Annotated in this window: 20 protein-coding genes and 1 pseudogene; all 21 read left to right on the top strand. The window is 38.6% G+C overall.

Annotated features, from left to right (window positions below):
• The 21 genes and pseudogenes from E8M05_RS09300 to E8M05_RS09200 all read left to right on the top strand — a co-directional run bounded on the left by E8M05_RS09300 (window position 1) and on the right by E8M05_RS09200 (window position 18,170).
• Window positions 1-1,389, top strand: coding sequence for an MFS transporter (locus tag E8M05_RS09300; RefSeq protein ID WP_003066253.1), 1,389 nt, complete (start codon window positions 1-3; stop codon window positions 1,387-1,389).
• 125 nt (window positions 1,390-1,514) lie between these two features.
• Window positions 1,515-2,042, top strand: a complete 528-nt coding sequence (locus E8M05_RS09295; protein ID WP_013852205.1) for a YqeG family HAD IIIA-type phosphatase — start codon at window positions 1,515-1,517, stop codon at window positions 2,040-2,042.
• A complete protein-coding gene (gene yqeH, locus E8M05_RS09290; protein WP_003066250.1) occupies window positions 2,042-3,160 on the top strand; it encodes a ribosome biogenesis GTPase YqeH in 1,119 nt (372 codons plus the stop codon). Before E8M05_RS09295 ends, yqeH begins: the two co-directional genes overlap by 1 nt.
• Before the next feature lie 140 nt (window positions 3,161-3,300).
• Window positions 3,301-3,615, top strand: a complete 315-nt coding sequence (gene yhbY / locus E8M05_RS09285; protein WP_041973355.1) for a ribosome assembly RNA-binding protein YhbY — start codon at window positions 3,301-3,303, stop codon at window positions 3,613-3,615.
• 76 nt (window positions 3,616-3,691) lie between these two features.
• Window positions 3,692-4,330 (top strand): nicotinate-nucleotide adenylyltransferase, encoded by a 639-nt coding sequence (locus tag E8M05_RS09280; RefSeq protein ID WP_013852203.1) that lies wholly within the window; start codon window positions 3,692-3,694, stop codon window positions 4,328-4,330.
• The gene (yqeK, locus tag E8M05_RS09275) at window positions 4,320-4,919 is read left to right on the top strand and encodes a bis(5'-nucleosyl)-tetraphosphatase (symmetrical) YqeK (protein ID WP_003066245.1); all 600 of its coding nucleotides are present in this window, start codon (window positions 4,320-4,322) and stop codon (window positions 4,917-4,919) included. The genes E8M05_RS09280 and yqeK overlap by 11 nt, the downstream gene beginning before the upstream one ends.
• A pseudogene (locus tag E8M05_RS09270) lies at window positions 4,916-5,414 on the top strand (cysteine hydrolase family protein). The gene yqeK and the pseudogene E8M05_RS09270 overlap by 4 nt, the downstream one beginning before the upstream one ends.
• Window positions 5,415-5,768: a ribosome silencing factor gene (gene rsfS / locus E8M05_RS09265; RefSeq protein WP_003066240.1), complete on the top strand. Its 354-nt coding sequence runs from the start codon at window positions 5,415-5,417 to the stop codon at window positions 5,766-5,768.
• Window positions 5,769-5,853: 85 nt separating this feature from the next.
• Window positions 5,854-6,591 carry a class I SAM-dependent DNA methyltransferase gene (locus E8M05_RS09260; RefSeq protein ID WP_003066238.1) on the top strand — a complete coding sequence of 246 codons (738 nt, stop codon included), beginning with the start codon at window positions 5,854-5,856 and terminating at the stop codon, window positions 6,589-6,591.
• A 105-nt stretch (window positions 6,592-6,696) separates the two neighbouring features.
• Complete coding sequence (locus E8M05_RS09255) at window positions 6,697-7,791, top strand: nucleotidyltransferase (RefSeq protein WP_003066237.1); 1,095 nt, start codon at window positions 6,697-6,699, stop codon at window positions 7,789-7,791.
• An 85-nt stretch (window positions 7,792-7,876) separates the two neighbouring features.
• The gene (locus tag E8M05_RS09250) at window positions 7,877-8,599 is read left to right on the top strand and encodes a MerR family transcriptional regulator (protein WP_003066235.1); all 723 of its coding nucleotides are present in this window, start codon (window positions 7,877-7,879) and stop codon (window positions 8,597-8,599) included.
• Window positions 8,600-8,716: 117 nt separating this feature from the next.
• The gene (locus E8M05_RS09245; protein ID WP_003066233.1) at window positions 8,717-9,556 is read left to right on the top strand and encodes an SDR family oxidoreductase; all 840 of its coding nucleotides are present in this window, start codon (window positions 8,717-8,719) and stop codon (window positions 9,554-9,556) included.
• A 231-nt stretch (window positions 9,557-9,787) separates the two neighbouring features.
• The gene (locus E8M05_RS09240; RefSeq protein ID WP_003066231.1) at window positions 9,788-10,504 is read left to right on the top strand and encodes a YebC/PmpR family DNA-binding transcriptional regulator; all 717 of its coding nucleotides are present in this window, start codon (window positions 9,788-9,790) and stop codon (window positions 10,502-10,504) included.
• Window positions 10,505-10,692: 188 nt separating this feature from the next.
• Complete coding sequence (locus E8M05_RS09235) at window positions 10,693-11,379, top strand: gamma-glutamyl-gamma-aminobutyrate hydrolase family protein (RefSeq protein ID WP_003066229.1); 687 nt, start codon at window positions 10,693-10,695, stop codon at window positions 11,377-11,379.
• Window positions 11,380-11,439: 60 nt separating this feature from the next.
• On the top strand, window positions 11,440-11,724 hold the full coding sequence (locus E8M05_RS09230; RefSeq protein ID WP_003066227.1) for a type 2 periplasmic-binding domain-containing protein: 285 nt from the start codon (window positions 11,440-11,442) through the stop codon (window positions 11,722-11,724).
• The gene (locus E8M05_RS09225) at window positions 11,721-12,866 is read left to right on the top strand and encodes an amidohydrolase (RefSeq protein WP_003066225.1); all 1,146 of its coding nucleotides are present in this window, start codon (window positions 11,721-11,723) and stop codon (window positions 12,864-12,866) included. Before E8M05_RS09230 ends, E8M05_RS09225 begins: the two co-directional genes overlap by 4 nt.
• 119 nt (window positions 12,867-12,985) lie before the next feature.
• Window positions 12,986-13,828: an amino acid ABC transporter substrate-binding protein gene (locus E8M05_RS09220; protein WP_003066223.1), complete on the top strand. Its 843-nt coding sequence runs from the start codon at window positions 12,986-12,988 to the stop codon at window positions 13,826-13,828.
• A gap of 113 nt (window positions 13,829-13,941) precedes the next feature.
• Window positions 13,942-14,841: a MetQ/NlpA family ABC transporter substrate-binding protein gene (locus E8M05_RS09215; protein WP_136596464.1), complete on the top strand. Its 900-nt coding sequence runs from the start codon at window positions 13,942-13,944 to the stop codon at window positions 14,839-14,841.
• A 208-nt stretch (window positions 14,842-15,049) separates the two neighbouring features.
• Window positions 15,050-16,432: a M20/M25/M40 family metallo-hydrolase gene (locus tag E8M05_RS09210; protein WP_003066220.1), complete on the top strand. Its 1,383-nt coding sequence runs from the start codon at window positions 15,050-15,052 to the stop codon at window positions 16,430-16,432.
• On the top strand, window positions 16,413-17,477 hold the full coding sequence (locus tag E8M05_RS09205; RefSeq protein ID WP_003066218.1) for a methionine ABC transporter ATP-binding protein: 1,065 nt from the start codon (window positions 16,413-16,415) through the stop codon (window positions 17,475-17,477). The genes E8M05_RS09210 and E8M05_RS09205 overlap by 20 nt, the downstream gene beginning before the upstream one ends.
• Complete coding sequence (locus E8M05_RS09200; protein WP_003066216.1) at window positions 17,478-18,170, top strand: methionine ABC transporter permease; 693 nt, start codon at window positions 17,478-17,480, stop codon at window positions 18,168-18,170. It begins immediately after the preceding gene.
• The last annotated feature ends 11 nt before the right edge of the window (window positions 18,171-18,181 follow it).

Below are 18,181 nucleotides of genomic sequence, written 5' to 3'. Positions count from 1 at the left end.
ATGTCAGAAGAAAAAATTTCACCTAAAGTCATTAGAGCCGTTGTTGGTGCGGGAATGTTATCATTTTGTGGTGTGGTTGTCGAAACAGCTATGAATATCACATTTCCAACCTTGATGACAGAATTTGGAATTAATACCTCAACGGTTCAATGGATGACAACGATTTACCTTTTGGTTGTTGCGTCAGTTGTGCCTTTGTCAGCTTATTTAAAACGTTCATTTAAGACAAAATCTGTCTTTTTAGCAGCCAACTTGTTGTTTATTTTGGGGATTCTAATCGATACTATTGCGCCAAGTTTTGCCCTCCTTTTATTTGGTCGTGTGGTTCAAGGGATTGGTGTCGGAATTGCTCTCCCTTTGATGTTTAATATCATTTTGGACCAAGTGCCAATGAGTAAAATTGGTACAATGATGGGAGTGGGAACGTTGATTACAGCGGTCGCTCCAGCAGTTGGGCCAACATTTGGTGGTCTGGTCGCTTCAAACTTAGGTTGGCGTTTTATTTTTGTTCTGTTAATTCCGCTGTTATTAATTTCTTTGGCATTAGGTGTGACGTCTATTGAACAAAAAGATGAAGTAGCGCGTGAAAAATTAGATATTCTTAGCGTGATTGCGATTCTTTGTGCCTTTATTGGTTTGATTTTAGGAATTAATAATCTTGCTGATTACGATTTTCTTAGCTTGCCTGTTCTAGGCAGTTTATTTGTTGGTATAACAGGGCTTGTCGTACTTGTGAAACGTTCAGCTCAATTAGTTGTGCCGATTGTTGAGCTATCCGTTTTGAAAGATGGAAAATTTGCAGGACACGTCGTGGCATTTTTCCTTTTCCAAATTGTTAACTTGGGACTATCATTCTTGATTCCAAACTATATTCAAATGGTTAATCATTCAACATCAACAGTAGCAGGTCTTCTGGTTTTTCCAGGAGCGTTTATTGGTGCTTGTTTTGCTCCATTTAGCGGAAGTATCTTAGATCGTTTGGGAGCTAAAAAGCCAATTATTTTTGGGGTAAGCATGCTTGTTTTTGCTCTTTGTCTTTATAGTATTTTTGGCTTGCATTTATCAAATACTTGGTTGACAATTTTCTACATCCTATCAATGGGTGGAACTGGAATTGCTTTTGGTAATGTCATGACAAGTGGTCAAAAACAAATAGCACTTAAGGAGCGTGCAGATGCTAATGCTATTTTTAATACACTACAACAATTTGCTGGTGCTGTTGGAACAACAATCGCTTCACTGGTTGTAGCCTTAAGCCAAACAAACAGCAGCCTTAGTTACTCTGCAGCAACAGCCCAAGGTTCACGCAACGCTTTTATCGTCTTGCTCATTCTAGCAGCTGTCGAACTTGTTATCTTACTACGAGTTGTTGACGGAAAAGAAAAATAAGTTTATAGAGAGTGGCTTGCTGCTCTTTTTTCATTAAATTTCCTTATGTGGGAATGGTTTTCAATTCGCCATATTTTGGCAAATATGTTAAAATAAATAGTAAAATATATTTTTTGGAGAAGGATTTGAGTATAGACGATTATAGGCCGACCTTCGTGGTTGAGGCAGTTTATGATTTAAGAGCAGATGATTTATTACGACGTGGGATTCATGCCGTGTTAGTGGATTTAGATAATACCTTAATCGCATGGAATAATCCTGATGGAACGCCTGAAGTGCGTGCATGGTTAGATGAGATGACTATGGCGGATATTTCAGTTGTGGTCGTATCAAATAACAAGCATTCTCGTGTGAATCGTGCGGTTTCGCGATTTGGTGTGGACTTTGTTAGCCGTGCTATGAAACCTTTTACACGCGGTATCAATATGGCAATCAAACGTTATGGTTTTGATCGTGATGAGGTTATCATGGTCGGTGATCAGTTAATGACGGACATTCGTGCGGCACACCGTGCTGGTATTCAGTCTGTTTTGGTTAAGCCATTAGTGACTTCTGATGCTTGGAATACAAAGATTAATCGTTGGCGCGAACGCCGTGTTTGGGCTAAACTTGAAGAAAAATACGGAAAAATTCAATATCAAAAAGGAATTTAATGGAAGAATTATTATGTATTGGCTGTGGAGCTAAAATTCAAATAGAAGATAAGGAAAAGGTAGGATATACCCCAAAAGCTGCTCTTGAAAAAGGTTTAGAGAGTGGCGAATTGTATTGCCAAAGATGTTTTAGATTACGTCATTACAATGAAATCACCGATGTGCACATCACTGATGATGAATTTTTGAAACTTCTACACGAAGTTGGAGATAGTGATGCTCTTGTGGTTAATGTTGTGGACATCTTTGATTTCAATGGTTCAGTTATCCCTGGCTTGCCACGTTTTGTTTCTGGCAATGACGTCTTACTTGTCGGAAATAAAAAGGATATTTTGCCAAAATCAGTTAAGGATAGCAAAGTGACACAATGGCTGACAGAACGTGCGCATGAAGAAGGGCTTCGTCCAGTTGATGTCATTTTGACGAGCGCCCAAAATCATCAGGCTATCAAGGACTTGATTGAAAAAATTGAAAAATTACGTCGTGGGCGTGATGTTTACGTCGTGGGTGTTACAAACGTTGGTAAATCAACCCTTATCAATGCTATTATCAAAGAAATAACAGGTGAAAAAGATATTATTACGACATCTCGCTTCCCTGGAACAACCCTTGATAAAATCGAAATTCCATTGGACGACGGTAGTTATATTTTTGATACACCAGGGATTATTCACCGTCACCAAATGGCACATTATCTTGGGGATAAAAATTTGAAATACATCAGTCCTAAGAAAGAAATTAAACCGAAAACTTATCAGCTCAACCCTGAACAAACGCTGTTCTTGGCCGGTTTGGGACGTTTTGATTTTATCTCAGGAGACAAGCAAGGTTTTACAGCTTATTTTGACAATAATTTGAAATTGCACCGTACCAAATTAGCTGGTGCTGATGCTTTCTATGACAAACACGTTGGTAGTCTTTTAACACCACCAATAGACAAGGAATTAGCTGATTTTCCAAAATTAGTCCGTCATGAATTTACCATTAAAGCTAAAATGGATGTGGTTTATTCTGGGCTGGGTTGGATTCGCATTAAAGCTTCGCAAGATAGCTCTGTTAAAATTGCTGCTTGGGCGCCCGAAGGGGTGGCAGTATTGCTTCGCAAGGCATTGATTTAAAAGAATAAAAAGAAAGGAAGTTCAGGTCAATTTTGAGTGACTTGAACAGAGGCGGAAAATTTACTGAAAAGCCGACTGAACAAATTAAGATTTTTTGTTGAGTGTGTTTTTAGTGGATTTTTATGCCTGATATGATAATTATGTTAACATCAAAACAACGTGCTTTTTTGAAATCACAAGCACACTCAATGAAACCAATTGTGCAAATTGGGAAAAATGGTCTTAATGACCAAATTAAAACAAGTGTCCGAAATGCTTTGGATGCGCGCGAATTGATTAAGGTAACGCTTCTTCAAAATACCGATGAAGATATTCACGAAGTTGCTGAAATCTTAGAAGATGAAATTGGTTGCGATACTGTTTTGAAAATCGGACGTATCCTTATTCTTTATAAAGAATCGTCTAAAAAACAAAACCGTAAAATCTCACCAAAAGTAAAAGAATTGAATCGATAAAGTCAAGTTTACGAATTGACAATGTCGTTTAAAGAGTTAGTCGTTTAAGAAGTCGCCTGGCTTGGAGGTAGTCAATATGGCATTAGAATTGTTAACTCCATTCACCAAAGTTGAATTGGAGAAGAAAGAAAAAGATAAAAATCGTAAGCAGATTGGAATTCTAGGAGGTAATTTCAATCCTGTTCATAATGCACATCTCGTCGTTGCAGACCAAGTTCGCCAACAATTGTGTTTGGATAAGGTTTTTCTTATGCCCGAATACGAGCCACCACACGTTGATAAGAAAAATACAATCGATGAAAAACATCGCTTGAAAATGCTTGAATTAGCCATTGAAGGTGTTGATGGTTTGGGGATTGAAACCATTGAATTGGAACGTAAAGGCATCAGCTATACTTACGATACAATGAAGCTTTTGATTGAAAAAAATCCTGATGTTGATTACTATTTCATCATTGGCGCAGACATGGTGGATTATTTGCCAAAATGGCATAAAATTGAGGAATTGATTAAAATGGTGCAATTTGTCGGTGTTCAACGTCCTAAATACAAAGCTGGAACGTCTTATCCAGTGATTTGGGTTGATGTGCCGCTGATGGATATTTCATCTAGTATGATTCGTCATCATTTTGAAAATGGTTGCCGTCCGAATTTCCTAATGCCACAGACAGTTATTGACTACATTGAGAAAGAAGGACTTTATCATGACTTATGAGGCTTATACCGCGGGAATTGAACGTGCTGAGCTTTTAGGCAAAGTTGCATCAGTTATGAGTGAAAAACGTTTTAACCATGTCCTTGGCGTGGAAAAAACTGCCATTGAATTGGCAGAGCGTTATGATTATGATACGGAAAAAGCTGGACTGGCTGGACTAATCCACGATTATGCCAAAGAGATTTCAGACCAAGAATTTTTAGATTTGATTGATAAGTATCAGCTTGACCCAGAACTAAAAAAATGGGGCAATAATGTTTGGCATGGCATGGTCGGTATTTATAAGATTCAAGAAGATTTGGGCGTGACGGACAAGGAAATCTTGCGTAGTATTGAGACTCATACCGTTGGTTCAAGTGATATGTCTTTGCTAGATAAGATTGTTTATGTGGCAGACTATATCGAGCCAAATCGCCGTTTTCCCTTGGTGGAAGAAGCGCGCGTGATTGCTAAAGAATCGTTAGATAAGGCGGTTGCCCACGAAACTGTTCATACCGTAGAACATCTAGCGCACCAAGCCTTTCCTATCTTCCCACAAACCATTGAGACTTATAATGCGTATGTTGGGTTTATGAAAGATGACAAATGAAAACAGCTCTGTTAGTGGTTGATATTCAAACAGCCTTGATAGAGGCTAAACCGTATGCTGTTGATAACTGCTTGTCTGTCTGGCAAAAAGCAATCGCCACTTGTCGTGAGAAAAACATTGAGGTGATTTACGTCCGCCACAATGACGACGAACTACTAACAGGAAGTCATGGCTGGGAAATTTACGAAGCTATTGCTCCAGAAGTTGACGAGAAAATCTTTGATAAGCATTATAATAGTGCTTTTAAAGAAACTCATTTACAGACTTATCTGGATAGCCAAGCTATTGAGCGGCTGATTATCATTGGCATGGCAACGAATTATTGCATTGATACGACTGTTAAGGTGGCGTTTGAGTTTGGCTATAATTTGGCAGTTATTAAAAATGGCACGACTACCTTTGCTGAAAGAGAAATTAATACAGCATTATGAAAGCACTTGGAATGGACGTTTTGCCCAAGTGGCTGATTTAGAAGAAATTTTAAAAGAGGATTAAATGGATAAAAAAGAATTACTAGAATTGGTTGTCAAGGCAGCTGATGAAAAACGTGCAGAAGACATGGTTGTCTTAGACCTTTATGGATTGACTAGTGTGACAGATTATTTTGTAGTGGTTAGCGCTATGAACACACGTCAACTGGACGCTATTGCAGAAAATATTCGTGAAAAAGTTAAAGAAGCTGGTGGTGATGCCAGTCATGCTGAAGGTGATAGTCGTACAGGTTGGGTACTTCTTGATCTTAATGATGTTGTTGTCCATATCTTCTCAGAAGACGAACGTGAACACTACAACATTGAAAAACTTTGGCACGAAGCACCAATGGTTGACGTATCAGAATACCTTGCTTAATTTTGTAGCATTATTCTTATAATCTGGGGCACTTGTCTCAGATTATTTCATTCTAAGAATGATAGAAGTTTGATAGGACAAAACAATGAACAAAAACTACGAAAAATTTGCATCGGTTTATGATGCTATCATGGATGACTCCCTTTATGATAAATGGACTGACTTTTCGCTCCGCCATTTTCCAAAAAATAAGAAAAAACTCTTGGAATTAGCCTGTGGAACTGGGATTCAGTCAGTACGTTTTGCCAAAGCTGGCTTTGACGTGACAGGGCTTGATTTGAGTGAGGATATGCTTGAAATCGCAAGAAAACGTGCAAAAGCAGCTAGCGAAGCTATCGAGTTCAAACAAGGTAATATGCTCGATTTGTCGCAAGCAGGAAATTACGATTTGGTGACCTGTTATTCAGATTCTATCTGTTATATGGCTGATGAAGTTGAAGTTGGTGATGTCTTTAAACAAGTTTACGACTGTTTGAATGAGGACGGAGTATTCATCTTTGACGTGCACTCAACTTACCAAACTGATACCGTTTTTCCTGGTTATTCTTACCATGAAAACGCAGAAGAATTTGCCATGGTTTGGGATACCTATGCTGATGAGGCACCACATTCTGTTGTGCATGAATTGACTTTCTTCCTGCAAGACGAGGATGGACGCTTCACACGCTATGACGAAGTTCATGAAGAACGCACTTATGAAGTCCTAACTTACGATATCCTCTTGGAACAAGCAGGCTTCAAATCACTCAAACTCTACGCCGACTTTGAGGACAAAAAGCCACGCAAAAAATCAAACCGCTGGTTCTTTGTCTGTCAGAAGTAGAGGGGAATCCGCTCATTAATTCGCGCACTTTTTTACTAAAAATGAGCGGATTTTTGAGAGAATTAGGGAAAAGTTGATTGAATTAGACTTAAAAAGGAGCACTCCATGACTGTTACTGGTATTATTGCTGAATTTAATCCTTTTCATAATGGGCATAAGTATTTGCTGTCGCAGGCTGAGGGGGTCAAGATTGTTGCTATGTCGGGGAATTTTGTCCAACGTGGTGAGCCTGCGATTGTGGATAAGTGGACACGCGCGGAAATGGCGCTGCGAAATGGCGCTGATTTGGTGGTTGAATTGCCATTTTTGGTGGCTGTTCAGTCAGCGGATTACTTTGCACAAGGTGCGGTGGATATTTTAGAGCGTTTAGGTGTGGATAAGTTGGCATTTGGCACGGAAGAAAATCTGGATTATCAACACTTTTCACAGATTTATGAGGATAATCAACAGAAAATGGTGGATTACTTGCAAAGTTTGCCAGATAATTTGTCTTATCCACAGAAAACGCAGAAAATGTGGGAGACTTTTGCTGGTGTGAACTTTACTGGAAATACCCCGAATCATATTTTAGGGCTTTCTTATGCCAAAGCTTGCGCTGGAAAAGCTATTCAGCTGACTCCAATCATGCGTCAAGGAGCAGGTTATCACTCGCTTGAGACAGAAACACCATTTGCGTCCGCGACAAATTTGCGTGTCCACAGAAAAGACAAAGCTTTTGTGGATAAATTCATGCCAAATGCGGACCTTTTCCTAGGCGCCTCTCAGGTGACTTGGGATGATTATTTCCCTTTGCTCAAATATCAAATCCTGACAACTGCTGATTTGACTGGGATTTTCCAAGTTAATGAAGAACTAGCTAGCCGTATTCGCTCTGCTATTAGGAGCGTAGCGACTGTGGACGAGTTAGTGGATAAAGTTGCCACGAAACGCTACACAAAGGCGCGTGTGCGCCGTATTTTGGCTTATATTTTGGTGGGAGCTGTGGAAAAGCCCTTGCCAGAAGCTGTTCATGTGCTGGGATTTACGCCAAAAGGGCAGGAACACCTCAAAACGGTGAAAAGATCTGTGGATATCGTGGCTCGAATTGGTGCAAAACCGTGGGATGTGGTAACGCAACAAGCCGACCAAGTCTATGCATTAGGAAATCCACATATTCAAGAGCAAAACTGGGGAAAAGTTCCAGTGAGAATAAAGAAGTAAGCGATTATAAGCAGAAAACTTCATTTTTTCTCTTGACCCTAACGTAACGTTATAGCCTATACTTATCATCGAGAGGAGCTAGTACATGAAAACAGTAAAAGAGATGAGTCAGATATCAGGCATTAGCGTGCGAACGTTGCATTATTATGATCAGATTGGTCTTTTAACTCCTTCTTTTATTGGGGAAAATGGCTATCGCTTTTATGATATGGACGCATTTGAACGCTTGCAAGAAATTCTTCTGTTTCGTGAGCTAGAATTTCCTCTTAAAAAAATAAAGGAAATCCTGTCGGACCCAAGCTATGACAAAGAAGAAGCTTTATGCGAGCAGATAAAATGGCTCGAATTGAAAAAAGAGCATTTGGAAAAAGTTATTTGTCATGCCAAGTCCTTGCAGGAAAATGGAGGAAACATGATGACATTTACGGCTTACGACAAGTCAGAGTTGGAAGCTTTTCAAAGAGAAGCTAAAGAACGTTGGGGAACGACGGAAGCTTATCAAGCATTTGAAAAAAATCCACAGACTGATTTTTCGGTCATTACGGAAGAAATGGCAGCGATAATGAGAGACTTTGCAAAGCTAAAAGAGCATTCTCTTTCTGATAGCAAGGTTCAAAAACAAGTTGAAACTTTACAAAGCTATATTAGTGAGCATTTTTACCCATGTGATATGGAGATTTTGTCAGGTCTGGGGCAAGTGTATATTGAGGATAATCGTTTCACAGCTTTTATCGATAAAGCGGCAGGTCAAGGGACAGCTAGTTTTGTCAGTTCTGCCATTGCAGAATATGTTAAAAATAACGGATAATTTATAAGTAGCCCAAGCTTTTAAAAAGCTTGGCTTTTCATTTTCAAACTAAATGTCAGCAGTTTTTGTGAGCTCATGCTAAAATGAAGGTGATTAAAGCTAACGGAGGAAAAAAACATGACGACATTAGCGATTACTGGTGTGACGGGTCATTTGGGTGGTTTTGTCGCCAAGGAATTATCAGAAGCAGGTGTTGCGGCACGTCACTTGGCGCGTTCGCCAGAACGTGCTCCCAAACTGGCAGGGGCAACTGTGAAAAAATGCAGTTATGAGTATTCTGATGAAGCTATCGCGGCTCTTTCAGGAATTGATGTGCTTTTTATGATTTCAGCCAAGGAGAATCCTGAACGTTTGCAACAACACATAGCTTTTATTGATGCTGCTAAAGCGGCTGGTGTTAAGCATATTGTTTACACTTCGTTTTACAATGCTAGTCCAAGTTCAACCTTTACTTTGGCACGTGACCATGCGGCAACGGAGCAATATATTAAGGAAAAAGGATTGACTTACACTTTTTTGCGTGATAATTTTTATGTTGATTTTTTTGTTGATATGGCACGCCAATACGGTGAAATCAAAGGTCCAGCAGGTAATGGAAAAGTTTCTGCTGTTGTGCGTTCGGATGTTGCCGATGTGGCGGTAGAAATTCTTAAAAATCCTGAAAAGTGGGCAAATCAAACCTTAAATATGACAGGACCAGAAGAATTGACATTATCGGAAATGGCAGAGCAAATCAGTCATTCTCTTGGAAAAACGGTGACGTACGTTGAAGAAACTGTTGAGGAAGCTTACGACTCTCGCAAAATTTGGCAAGCCGAGCAATGGGAATACGATTCTTGGGTGTCAACTTATACCGCAATCGCTAAAGGGGAACAAGCAGGCTTATCAGATGATATTAAGTGTGTGCTAGGAAAAGCACCAATGTCCTTGGCACAATATTTGCGAGATTTGAGCTGATTTTTAATCATTTATGTGCCGTAAAAAGGCTTCTTTTTCCAAAAAATGTTCATTTAGCCAATTGTAAGGAATTTAAACTCCCCATTTTACACAGCCTCGTCAAAGTGCTATAATATTAAGGATTACGAATTTAGCTTTGCTAGTTCAGTAGTTCAATGATTTGGAGATTTACGGTGTCCAAATCAATTAATCATGCTAAAATAAAAATAATCTTTACAAAGGAGACTACCCATGGGACGTAAGTGGGCCAATATTGTTGCCAAAAAAACTGCCAAAGATGGTGCTAACTCTAAAGTTTATGCGAAATTTGGTGTCGAAATCTATGTTGCTGCTAAAGAAGGTGAACCAGATCCAGAATCAAATTCAACTTTGAAATTTGTACTTGAACGTGCAAAACAAGCGCAAGTACCAAAACACGTTATCGATCGCGCAATCGATAAAGCAAAAGGTAATACAGACGAAACTTTCGTTGAAGGTCGTTACGAAGGATTTGGACCAAATGGTTCAATGATTATCGTGGATACTTTGACAAGTAATGTGAACCGTACTGCTGCTAACTTACGTACTGCATTTGGTAAAAACGGTGGTAACATGGGAGCATCTGGTTCTGTATCTTACATGTTCGATAAAAAAGGTGTTATTGTCTTTGATGGTGATGACGTAGATAGCGTTTTTGAACAATTGCTAGAAGCTGATGTTGATGTTGAAGACGTTGAAGCAGAAGATGGTGTTGTTACTGTTTACACAGCTCCAACTGACCTTCACAAAGGTATCGAAGCTTTGCGTGCTAACGGTATTGAAGAATTCAAAGTAACTGAACTTGAAATGATTCCTCAATCAGAAGTGACACTTGAAGGTGAAGACCTTGAAGTCTTTGAAAAACTTGTTGATGTTCTTGAAGATGACGAAGATGTTCAAAAAGTTTACCATAACGTATCAGATTTCTAATATCAGATATCGTTGATAAAATGATGGGATATTCAGCCTTTTTGAGCTGAGTATCCTTTTTATTTTTGGTGATAAGCTAAGGCTATCTTGGTGATAAAAAAAATCTATTGGCAATTAGTGCGAATTTAGGATAGAATAAATTTATCACAGTAAAGCAACCTTAAAACTAACGAAAGTGAGGACATCAAATGAAACAAGTCATTGTTGGGATTACAGGAAATATCAAAGAAATGCCAGCTATGTCAGGAATGTATTTTGATGCGGTTTCTCGTCATTTATCAGATGGTGTTAAGGTAGCTGGAGGGGTTCCAATTATCATTCCTGTGGGAACACCAGACCTTGCTAAAACCTATATCAGTATGATTGATAAATTAGTTTTATCAGGTGGACAAAATGTTACGCCAGAATTTTACGGTGAAGAAAAAGAAGTTGATAGTGACGATTACAGCTTAGAACGTGATGAATTTGAATTTGCTTTGGTGAAAGAAGCCATTCGTCAAAATAAACCGATTTTTGCAGTCTGCCGTGGTATGCAATTGCTTAATGTTGCTTTGGGTGGCACACTTAATCAAAAGGTTGATAATCATTGGCAAGATGATATTTCGGGTACATCTCATAAAGTGGAAATTTTGCCGAATAGTCGCGTTAGCCATTTGGTGAAGTCAGGTTCATGGATTAATTCGTTTCATCATCAAAGTGTCAAAGATTTGGCACCTAATTTGATTGCGACAGCGCGTGATGTTCGTGACGGGACAATCGAAGCTTATGAAAGTAAACATGGTGCGCCAATTTTGGGAATTCAATGGCACCCAGAACTTCTTCTAGAAAAAAGTGAAAGTCGTTTGCTGTTCAATTATTTGGTAAAAACATTATAAGATAGATAAAGCTGATGTCAGTCAGTTTTTTTGGTATCCAGATATTTAGGAGAACTGAAAATGGGAAAAGTTTTATTGGAATTGGCAGTTTTATTGATTTTTGATAAAATCTCAGTTGAAACGATTATTAAACAAAAGAATCTGGATTTGACGAGTATTGAGCTGAATACAGATGATAATCCGGATAACTACATTATCTTTTCAAGTGATAGCCAATATCTACAAACAGCTTTTAATAAAGTTGTGAAGAAATTGTATAACAATGGGACTCTGGACAAATTGAGTCAAAAATATTTAGGTGGTAGCTATTTACCAGAAGCATCAGCATTAGAGGTGAACAAATGACAGCAGAACTTTATGAAAAATTAACCAAAATTCGTCGTGATATTCATCAACATCCAGAGGTGTCTGAACGTGAATTTAATACGACAGAATTTCTGAAAAATCATATTTCCAATCTTGGAATTCGCATTGTTGAAACAGGTTTAAAAACAGGATTTATTGCCGAAATTGGCCAAGGTGAGCCAATTATTGCGCTTCGAGCTGATATTGATGCTCTGCCGATTCGAGAAGCCAATACGTTTGATTACGCAAGTAAAAACGGTGCAATGCATGCGTGTGGACACGACTTTCACCAAACAAGTTTACTGGGAGCAGCTGAATTATTAAAGGCAAAAGAAGCTGAGCTTAAGGGAACCATCCGCTTGATTTTCCAGCCAGCTGAGGAAGTGGGGACTGGTGCTGATGCGGTGATTGAAGCAGGTGGTATTGAAGGAGTGTCTGCAATTATAGGCTACCATAATAACCCTCATCTTAAACCGGGGCAAATTGGCTTGCGCTCTAAAGCAATTATGGCTGCGGTTGAAAAATTTAAGGTTACGGTAACTGGTGTTAGCGGTCACGCTGCGCGTCCAGATTTTGGCATTGATACAATTTTGACCATTACGACCATTGTAAATAATTTGCAGGCGATTATCAGTCGAACGGTTTCGCCATTTGATGCGGCAGTGTTATCGGTGACACATATTGATGCTGGGACGACATGGAATGTTTTGCCGGATTCAGGCTATTTTGAAGGGACGATTCGATCATTTACGCCAGAAAATCGTCAGCATTTGCGTGAGCGATTTACCAAAATTGTGAAAAATACAGCCGAGCAATTTGGCGCACAAGTCACTATCGAGTGGGGAAAAACACCAACGGTGACTTATAACGACGAGACGTTGACCCCGCTTATTTTTGAGCATTCAAAACAGTTTGCGGAAGTTTTAGAAGTTGCTCCATTAACAGGAGGAGAAGACTTTGCGACCTACCAAGAACATATTCCAGGCGTTTTTGCCTTGATTGGCAGCAACGGTGATGACAATGCAGCAGATTTACATCATGATACCTTTACTGTAAAAGATGAAGCCCTACCAACAGCTGTTAATTATTATGTACAAAATGCTCTGTATCTACTAGACTATTACCGTTCTAAAAAGGATTAGCCGTGTGTGATAAGTTTTATTTATCACTGTGATAGATTTTAAGTATTTGTTAAGTGAGCTTGGTGATGTTAAGATGTAAGCATACCTTTGAAAGGGAGTTTCAAAAATAGGAGACAATTATGACATTAATGAAAAAAATCCTTGGTGTAACAGGTGTTGCACTAGCCTCTACAACCTTTTTAGCAGCTTGTTCATCAAGCTCATCTTCATCATCTAGTTCTTCAGGAAAGGAAGAAGTTGTCTTTGCAACAGTTGGAACAACGGCTCCATTTTCATATGAAGAAGACGGTGAATTGACAGGTTATGATATTGAAGTCGCAAAAGCAGTCTTTAAAGATTCAGATAAATACGAAGTAACATTCAAAAAAACAGAGTGGTCTTCAATCTTTACTGGACTTGATTCAGGAAAATATCAAATGGGTGGTAATAACATCAGCTATACTGAAGAACGCTCAGCAAAATACCTTTTCTCATATCCTATCGGTTCAACACCGTCAGTACTTGTCGTGCCAAATGACAGTGATATAACATCTTACGATGATATCGGTGGTCATTCAACACAAGTTGTTCAAGGAACGACAACCGCTGCTCAATTGGAAGAATATAATGAAGAAAATGCAGATAATACTGTTGACATCAATTATACAAATGAAAACATCACTCAAATCTTGACAAATTTAAATGATGGCAAATATGATTTCAAGATTTTTGATGCCCCAACTGTTAATTCTGTCATTAAGAATCAAAGTTTGGATAATTTGAAAACCATTGATTTGGAATCAGAAGAGCAACCATACATCTATTTCATCTTTGGACAAGACCAAGAAGATTTACAAGAATTTGTTAATAAACGTTTGAAAGAATTGCAAGAAGACGGTACATTGACAGAACTTGCTGCAAAATACCTTGGTGGAGATTACATACCTTCTGCCAATGATTTGAAAGTTCCAACATCAGATTAAAAAGTGTTGGTTATAGTTTTAAACTATAAGAAAACCTTGTTAATAACAATTTGAAACCTAGAATCAAATAGGATAAAATAAAAACACTTATTAAAACGAAAGAGGACATATCTATGAAATTGAAAAAATTATTTGGATTAGCTAGTGTAGCTTTGGCGTCAACTGTTTTGTTGGCAGCGTGTGGAGGTTCTTCAGATTCATCATCTTCTGATGATAAAACACTTAAAGTTGGTGTCATGACTTTAGATGATGCAACAGAACCACTTTGGGATAAAGTTGAAGAATTGGCAGAAGAAAAAGGTGTTAAGATTGAACTTGTTGAATTTACAGACTATAATCAACCAAACGAAGCCCTTCAAAATGGCGAAATTGATGTCAATGCTTTTCAACACAAATATTTCTTGAGCAACTGGAATTCTGAAAATGATGGAACTTTGGTAGAAGTTGCTGATACGCTTCTTAGCCCAATTCGTCTCTTCTCAGGAACTGACAGCGACGGCGATGCAAAATACACTGACGTTAGTGATATTCCAGATAAAGGGACTATTTCAATTCCTAATGATGCTTCAAATGAAAGCCGTGCCCTCTACCTAATTCAATCTGCAGGTTTGATTGAATTAGACGTTTCTGGTGATGAATTGGCTACAATTAAAAACATTTCATCAAATCCGAAAAACTTAGATATTAAAGAAGTTGATGCTGCTCAAACTGCTTCTACATTGACATCAGTTGACGCTGCAGTTATTAACAACTCTTATGCACAATCTGCTGATGTTGACTATGACACAACACTCTACAAAGAAGCTGTTGATGAAAACTCAAATCAATGGATTAACGTTATTGCAGCCCAAAAAGGTTGGAAAAAATCAGACAAAGCTGATGCTATCAAGACTTTAGTTTCTGTTTACCAAACAAACGAAGTCGGAAAAATCATCGAAGAAGCTTCAGATGGTGCTGATATTCCTGCATGGGATGGCGCAACACCATCTTCATCATCTTCTGATGACGATTAATATAGCCTATTGAAAATGAAAAATTAGAGGCTGGGATAACTTCCCAGTCTCTAAAGCATTATTTCATATTTTATGGAGAGTTAATAACTTCTAAATTGCTTCTTTGTCGGGAGTGGATTTTAAAATAATTAGCAATATGGTAGAATAGTAACTTGGAGAGTTTTCAAAACTGTGCTACCGATGTGTTTTGAATTTTGAGAGGTAGAAAATGGTAGTAAGTGATAGTAATCAGTTGCAGAAGTTTGGAAATGATGACATTGCTCAATATTATTTTGAGATTTTACGTCAGTTAATTGCTAAAAAATCGATTTTTGCACAGCAAATTGGGTTAGCAGAAGTAGCAAATTATCTAGGCGATATTTTCACTGAAGCTGGTGCTGAGGTGACGATTGACGATACTTGTACGGCTCCGTTTGTTTTAGCACGTTTTAAGAGCAATAGACCTGATGCTCAGACGATTATTTTTTACAACCATTATGATACTGTGCCAGCTGATGATGACCAGCCTTGGTCGTCAAATCCGTTTGAATTAACCGTCCGTGATGGCTACATGTATGGACGTGGTGTTGATGACGATAAAGGGCATATCACAGCACGCTTGACAGCCGTTCAGAAGTATCGCCGTGAGTTTGGAGATTTTCCAGTTAACATTATATTTATTATGGAAGGTTCGGAAGAATCAGCTTCTGTGGGTCTTGAAACCTATCTTGAAAAATACGCTGATGAGCTCCGTGGCGCGGATTTATTGGTGTGGGAGCAAGGTATTTCAAATGCCAAAGGTCAGATTGAAATTTCTGGTGGAACAAAAGGTATTGTCACCTTTGATATGATTGTTGATTCTGCTAAGGTTGATATTCATTCGAAATTTGGTGCGGTCATTGAGTCAGCATCATGGTATTTGATTAATGCAATTGCTAGCCTTCGTGATGAAACTGGTCGCATTTTGGTTGACGGGATTTATGACCAAGTCATTGAGCCAAGTGAGCGTGAGTTGTCACTTATACTAGAACATGCCAATCTTGATGCTGATAACCTAAAAACACTATATGGTTTGAATTTGCCGATGTTGACAAGGGATAAGGAAAAGTTAGTTCGAACGCTTTTCTTTGAACCAGCTATCACGATTGAAGGAATTTCAACAGGATATCAAGGGCAAGGTGTCAAAACAATTCTACCAGCTAAAGCTCAGGCTAAAATGGAAGTTCGTTTGGTTCCTGGGCTTGTGCCAAGAGATGTTCTTCAGAAGATTGAACAACATTTGCAACAATATGGCTTTGAGCAGGTGGAGTTGGTTTACACATTGGGTGAAAAGGCTTATCGTAGTGACATGTCTGCCCCAGCTATTCTCAATGTGATTGAGATTGCAAAGGTATTTTCACCAAATGGTGTTTCAGTTTTACCTACGACTGCTGGTACTGGACCAATGCACCAATTCTTTGAAGCATTAGAAGTTCCGATTGCTTCTTTTGGTATTGGCAATCCAGATAGCCGTGACCATGCTGGAGATGAAAATGTTAATTTGGCGGATTATTACACCCACATTGAAATGATTGAGGAGTTGATTAAGAGTTATGACAAAACCGATTATTAATTTAGAACATATTGACATTACGTTTTATCAGAAAAAACGTGAGATAGAAGCAGTAAAAGACGTTTCTATTACGATTGATAAAGGTACAATTTATGGAATTGTTGGTTATTCTGGAGCAGGGAAATCAACCTTAGTCCGTACGATTAACCTATTGCAGGCACCAACTTCTGGGAAAATTACGATTGGTGATGATGTGACATTTGACAATGGTAAGGTGCAGTTAAAAGGCGCAGCTTTACGTCAAAAACGTCAAAAAATTGGAATGATTTTCCAACATTTTAATTTAATGGCACAAAAAACAGCGCGCCAAAATGTGGCTTTTGCGCTTCGTCATTCAAAATTATCAAAAGAGGAAAAAGATAAGAAAGTTGCTGATTTGCTTGAATTAGTAGACTTGTCAGATCGTGCTGAAAATTATCCTGCTCAATTATCAGGTGGGCAAAAACAGCGCGTTGCGATTGCGCGTGCTCTTGCAAATGACCCAGAAATCTTGATTTCTGATGAATCAACATCTGCCCTTGACCCTAAAACGACAAAACAAATTTTAGCTTTACTGAAAGATTTGAATCAAAAGCTTGGTTTGACTGTGGTTATGATTACGCACGAAATGCAAATTGTTAAAGATATCTGTCACCGTGTTGCTGTTATGCAAAATGGGCACTTGATTGAAGAAGGTTCTGTATTGGACATTTTCTCAAATCCAAAAGAACCATTGACGCAAGAATTTATCAAAACAGCTACTGGTATTGATGAAGCTTTGGTTAAAATTGAAAAGCAAGCTCTTGTGCAACATTTGCCAAAAGACGATTTGCTTGTTCAATTGAAATACGCAGGAACATCAACAGACGAGCCTATTTTAAATCAGATTTACAAACAATTTGAAGTAACAGCGAATATCCTTTATGGAAATATTGAAATTCTAGACGATACACCAGTTGGTGAAATGATTGTTGTACTATCTGGTGAAGCCGATGCGCTTGCTGCTGCCCAAACAGCTATTCTTGAAGCTGGAATTGAATTAACTGTATTGAAACGAGGTGCCTAAATGATTGAATGGATTGAGACAAATTTACCAAATGTTTACCGCATTGGTTGGGAAGGAACGAATTCTTGGTCAGATGCCTTTTCAGCAACGCTTTATATGACTGGCTGGTCATTTGTGATTGGTGGCATTTTAGGACTTTTAATGGGATTATTTTTAGTTCTAACTGGACCAAATGGTGTGCTTAGCAATCGTATTGGGTTTAAAATTTTAGATATTTTCACGTCAATTGTTCGTGCCATTCCTTTCATCATTTTGTTGGCTATTTTGAAAGGTTTCACCTATGCTATCGTTGGAACCAACCTAGGTCGAACAGCGGCGCTAATTCCGCTATCAGCAGCGACATTTGCCTTCTATGCTCGTCAGGTTCAAGTTGTCTTTTCAGAAATGGATAGAGGTGTTATTGAAGCCGCACAAGCTTCAGGAGCTACCCTTTGGGATATTATTAAAATTTACCTTAGCGAAGGTTTGCCAGAACTTATCCGTGTCTCAACAGTAACGCTCATCTCACTTATCGGTGAAACAGCTATGGCGGGTGCGATTGGAGCAGGTGGTCTTGGTTATATTGCCATTTACTACGGTTATAACCGCTCAGCAACAGATGTCACTATCGTTGCAACAATCTGTATCCTTATCCTAGTCTTTATTATCCAATTTATCGGAGACTTCCTCACTAAAAAACTAAGTCATAAATAGAAAAAAGCACT

The organism is Streptococcus pasteurianus, from assembly GCF_004843545.1.
GTDB lineage: Bacteria > Bacillota > Bacilli > Lactobacillales > Streptococcaceae > Streptococcus > Streptococcus pasteurianus.
This window is presented reverse-complemented; position numbering and strand designations above follow the sequence as displayed.

What these genes read in the sequence shown, in the direction of transcription:
- E8M05_RS09300 (WP_003066253.1), top strand. Translation starts at nt 1, where the DNA reads ATGTCAGAAGAAAAAATTTCACCTAAAGTCATTAGAGCCGTTGTTGGT.
- yqeH (WP_003066250.1), top strand. Translation starts at nt 2,042, where the DNA reads ATGGAAGAATTATTATGTATTGGCTGTGGAGCTAAAATTCAAATAGAA.
- yhbY (WP_041973355.1), top strand. Translation starts at nt 3,301, where the DNA reads ATGTTAACATCAAAACAACGTGCTTTTTTGAAATCACAAGCACACTCA.
- E8M05_RS09280 (WP_013852203.1), top strand. Translation starts at nt 3,692, where the DNA reads ATGGCATTAGAATTGTTAACTCCATTCACCAAAGTTGAATTGGAGAAG.
- yqeK (WP_003066245.1), top strand. Translation starts at nt 4,320, where the DNA reads ATGACTTATGAGGCTTATACCGCGGGAATTGAACGTGCTGAGCTTTTA.
- rsfS (WP_003066240.1), top strand. Translation starts at nt 5,415, where the DNA reads ATGGATAAAAAAGAATTACTAGAATTGGTTGTCAAGGCAGCTGATGAA.
- E8M05_RS09260 (WP_003066238.1), top strand. Translation starts at nt 5,854, where the DNA reads ATGAACAAAAACTACGAAAAATTTGCATCGGTTTATGATGCTATCATG.
- E8M05_RS09255 (WP_003066237.1), top strand. Translation starts at nt 6,697, where the DNA reads ATGACTGTTACTGGTATTATTGCTGAATTTAATCCTTTTCATAATGGG.
- E8M05_RS09250 (WP_003066235.1), top strand. Translation starts at nt 7,877, where the DNA reads ATGAAAACAGTAAAAGAGATGAGTCAGATATCAGGCATTAGCGTGCGA.
- E8M05_RS09245 (WP_003066233.1), top strand. Translation starts at nt 8,717, where the DNA reads ATGACGACATTAGCGATTACTGGTGTGACGGGTCATTTGGGTGGTTTT.
- E8M05_RS09240 (WP_003066231.1), top strand. Translation starts at nt 9,788, where the DNA reads ATGGGACGTAAGTGGGCCAATATTGTTGCCAAAAAAACTGCCAAAGAT.
- E8M05_RS09235 (WP_003066229.1), top strand. Translation starts at nt 10,693, where the DNA reads ATGAAACAAGTCATTGTTGGGATTACAGGAAATATCAAAGAAATGCCA.
- E8M05_RS09230 (WP_003066227.1), top strand. Translation starts at nt 11,440, where the DNA reads ATGGGAAAAGTTTTATTGGAATTGGCAGTTTTATTGATTTTTGATAAA.
- E8M05_RS09225 (WP_003066225.1), top strand. Translation starts at nt 11,721, where the DNA reads ATGACAGCAGAACTTTATGAAAAATTAACCAAAATTCGTCGTGATATT.
- E8M05_RS09220 (WP_003066223.1), top strand. Translation starts at nt 12,986, where the DNA reads ATGACATTAATGAAAAAAATCCTTGGTGTAACAGGTGTTGCACTAGCC.
- E8M05_RS09215 (WP_136596464.1), top strand. Translation starts at nt 13,942, where the DNA reads ATGAAATTGAAAAAATTATTTGGATTAGCTAGTGTAGCTTTGGCGTCA.
- E8M05_RS09210 (WP_003066220.1), top strand. Translation starts at nt 15,050, where the DNA reads ATGGTAGTAAGTGATAGTAATCAGTTGCAGAAGTTTGGAAATGATGAC.
- E8M05_RS09205 (WP_003066218.1), top strand. Translation starts at nt 16,413, where the DNA reads ATGACAAAACCGATTATTAATTTAGAACATATTGACATTACGTTTTAT.
- E8M05_RS09200 (WP_003066216.1), top strand. Translation starts at nt 17,478, where the DNA reads ATGATTGAATGGATTGAGACAAATTTACCAAATGTTTACCGCATTGGT.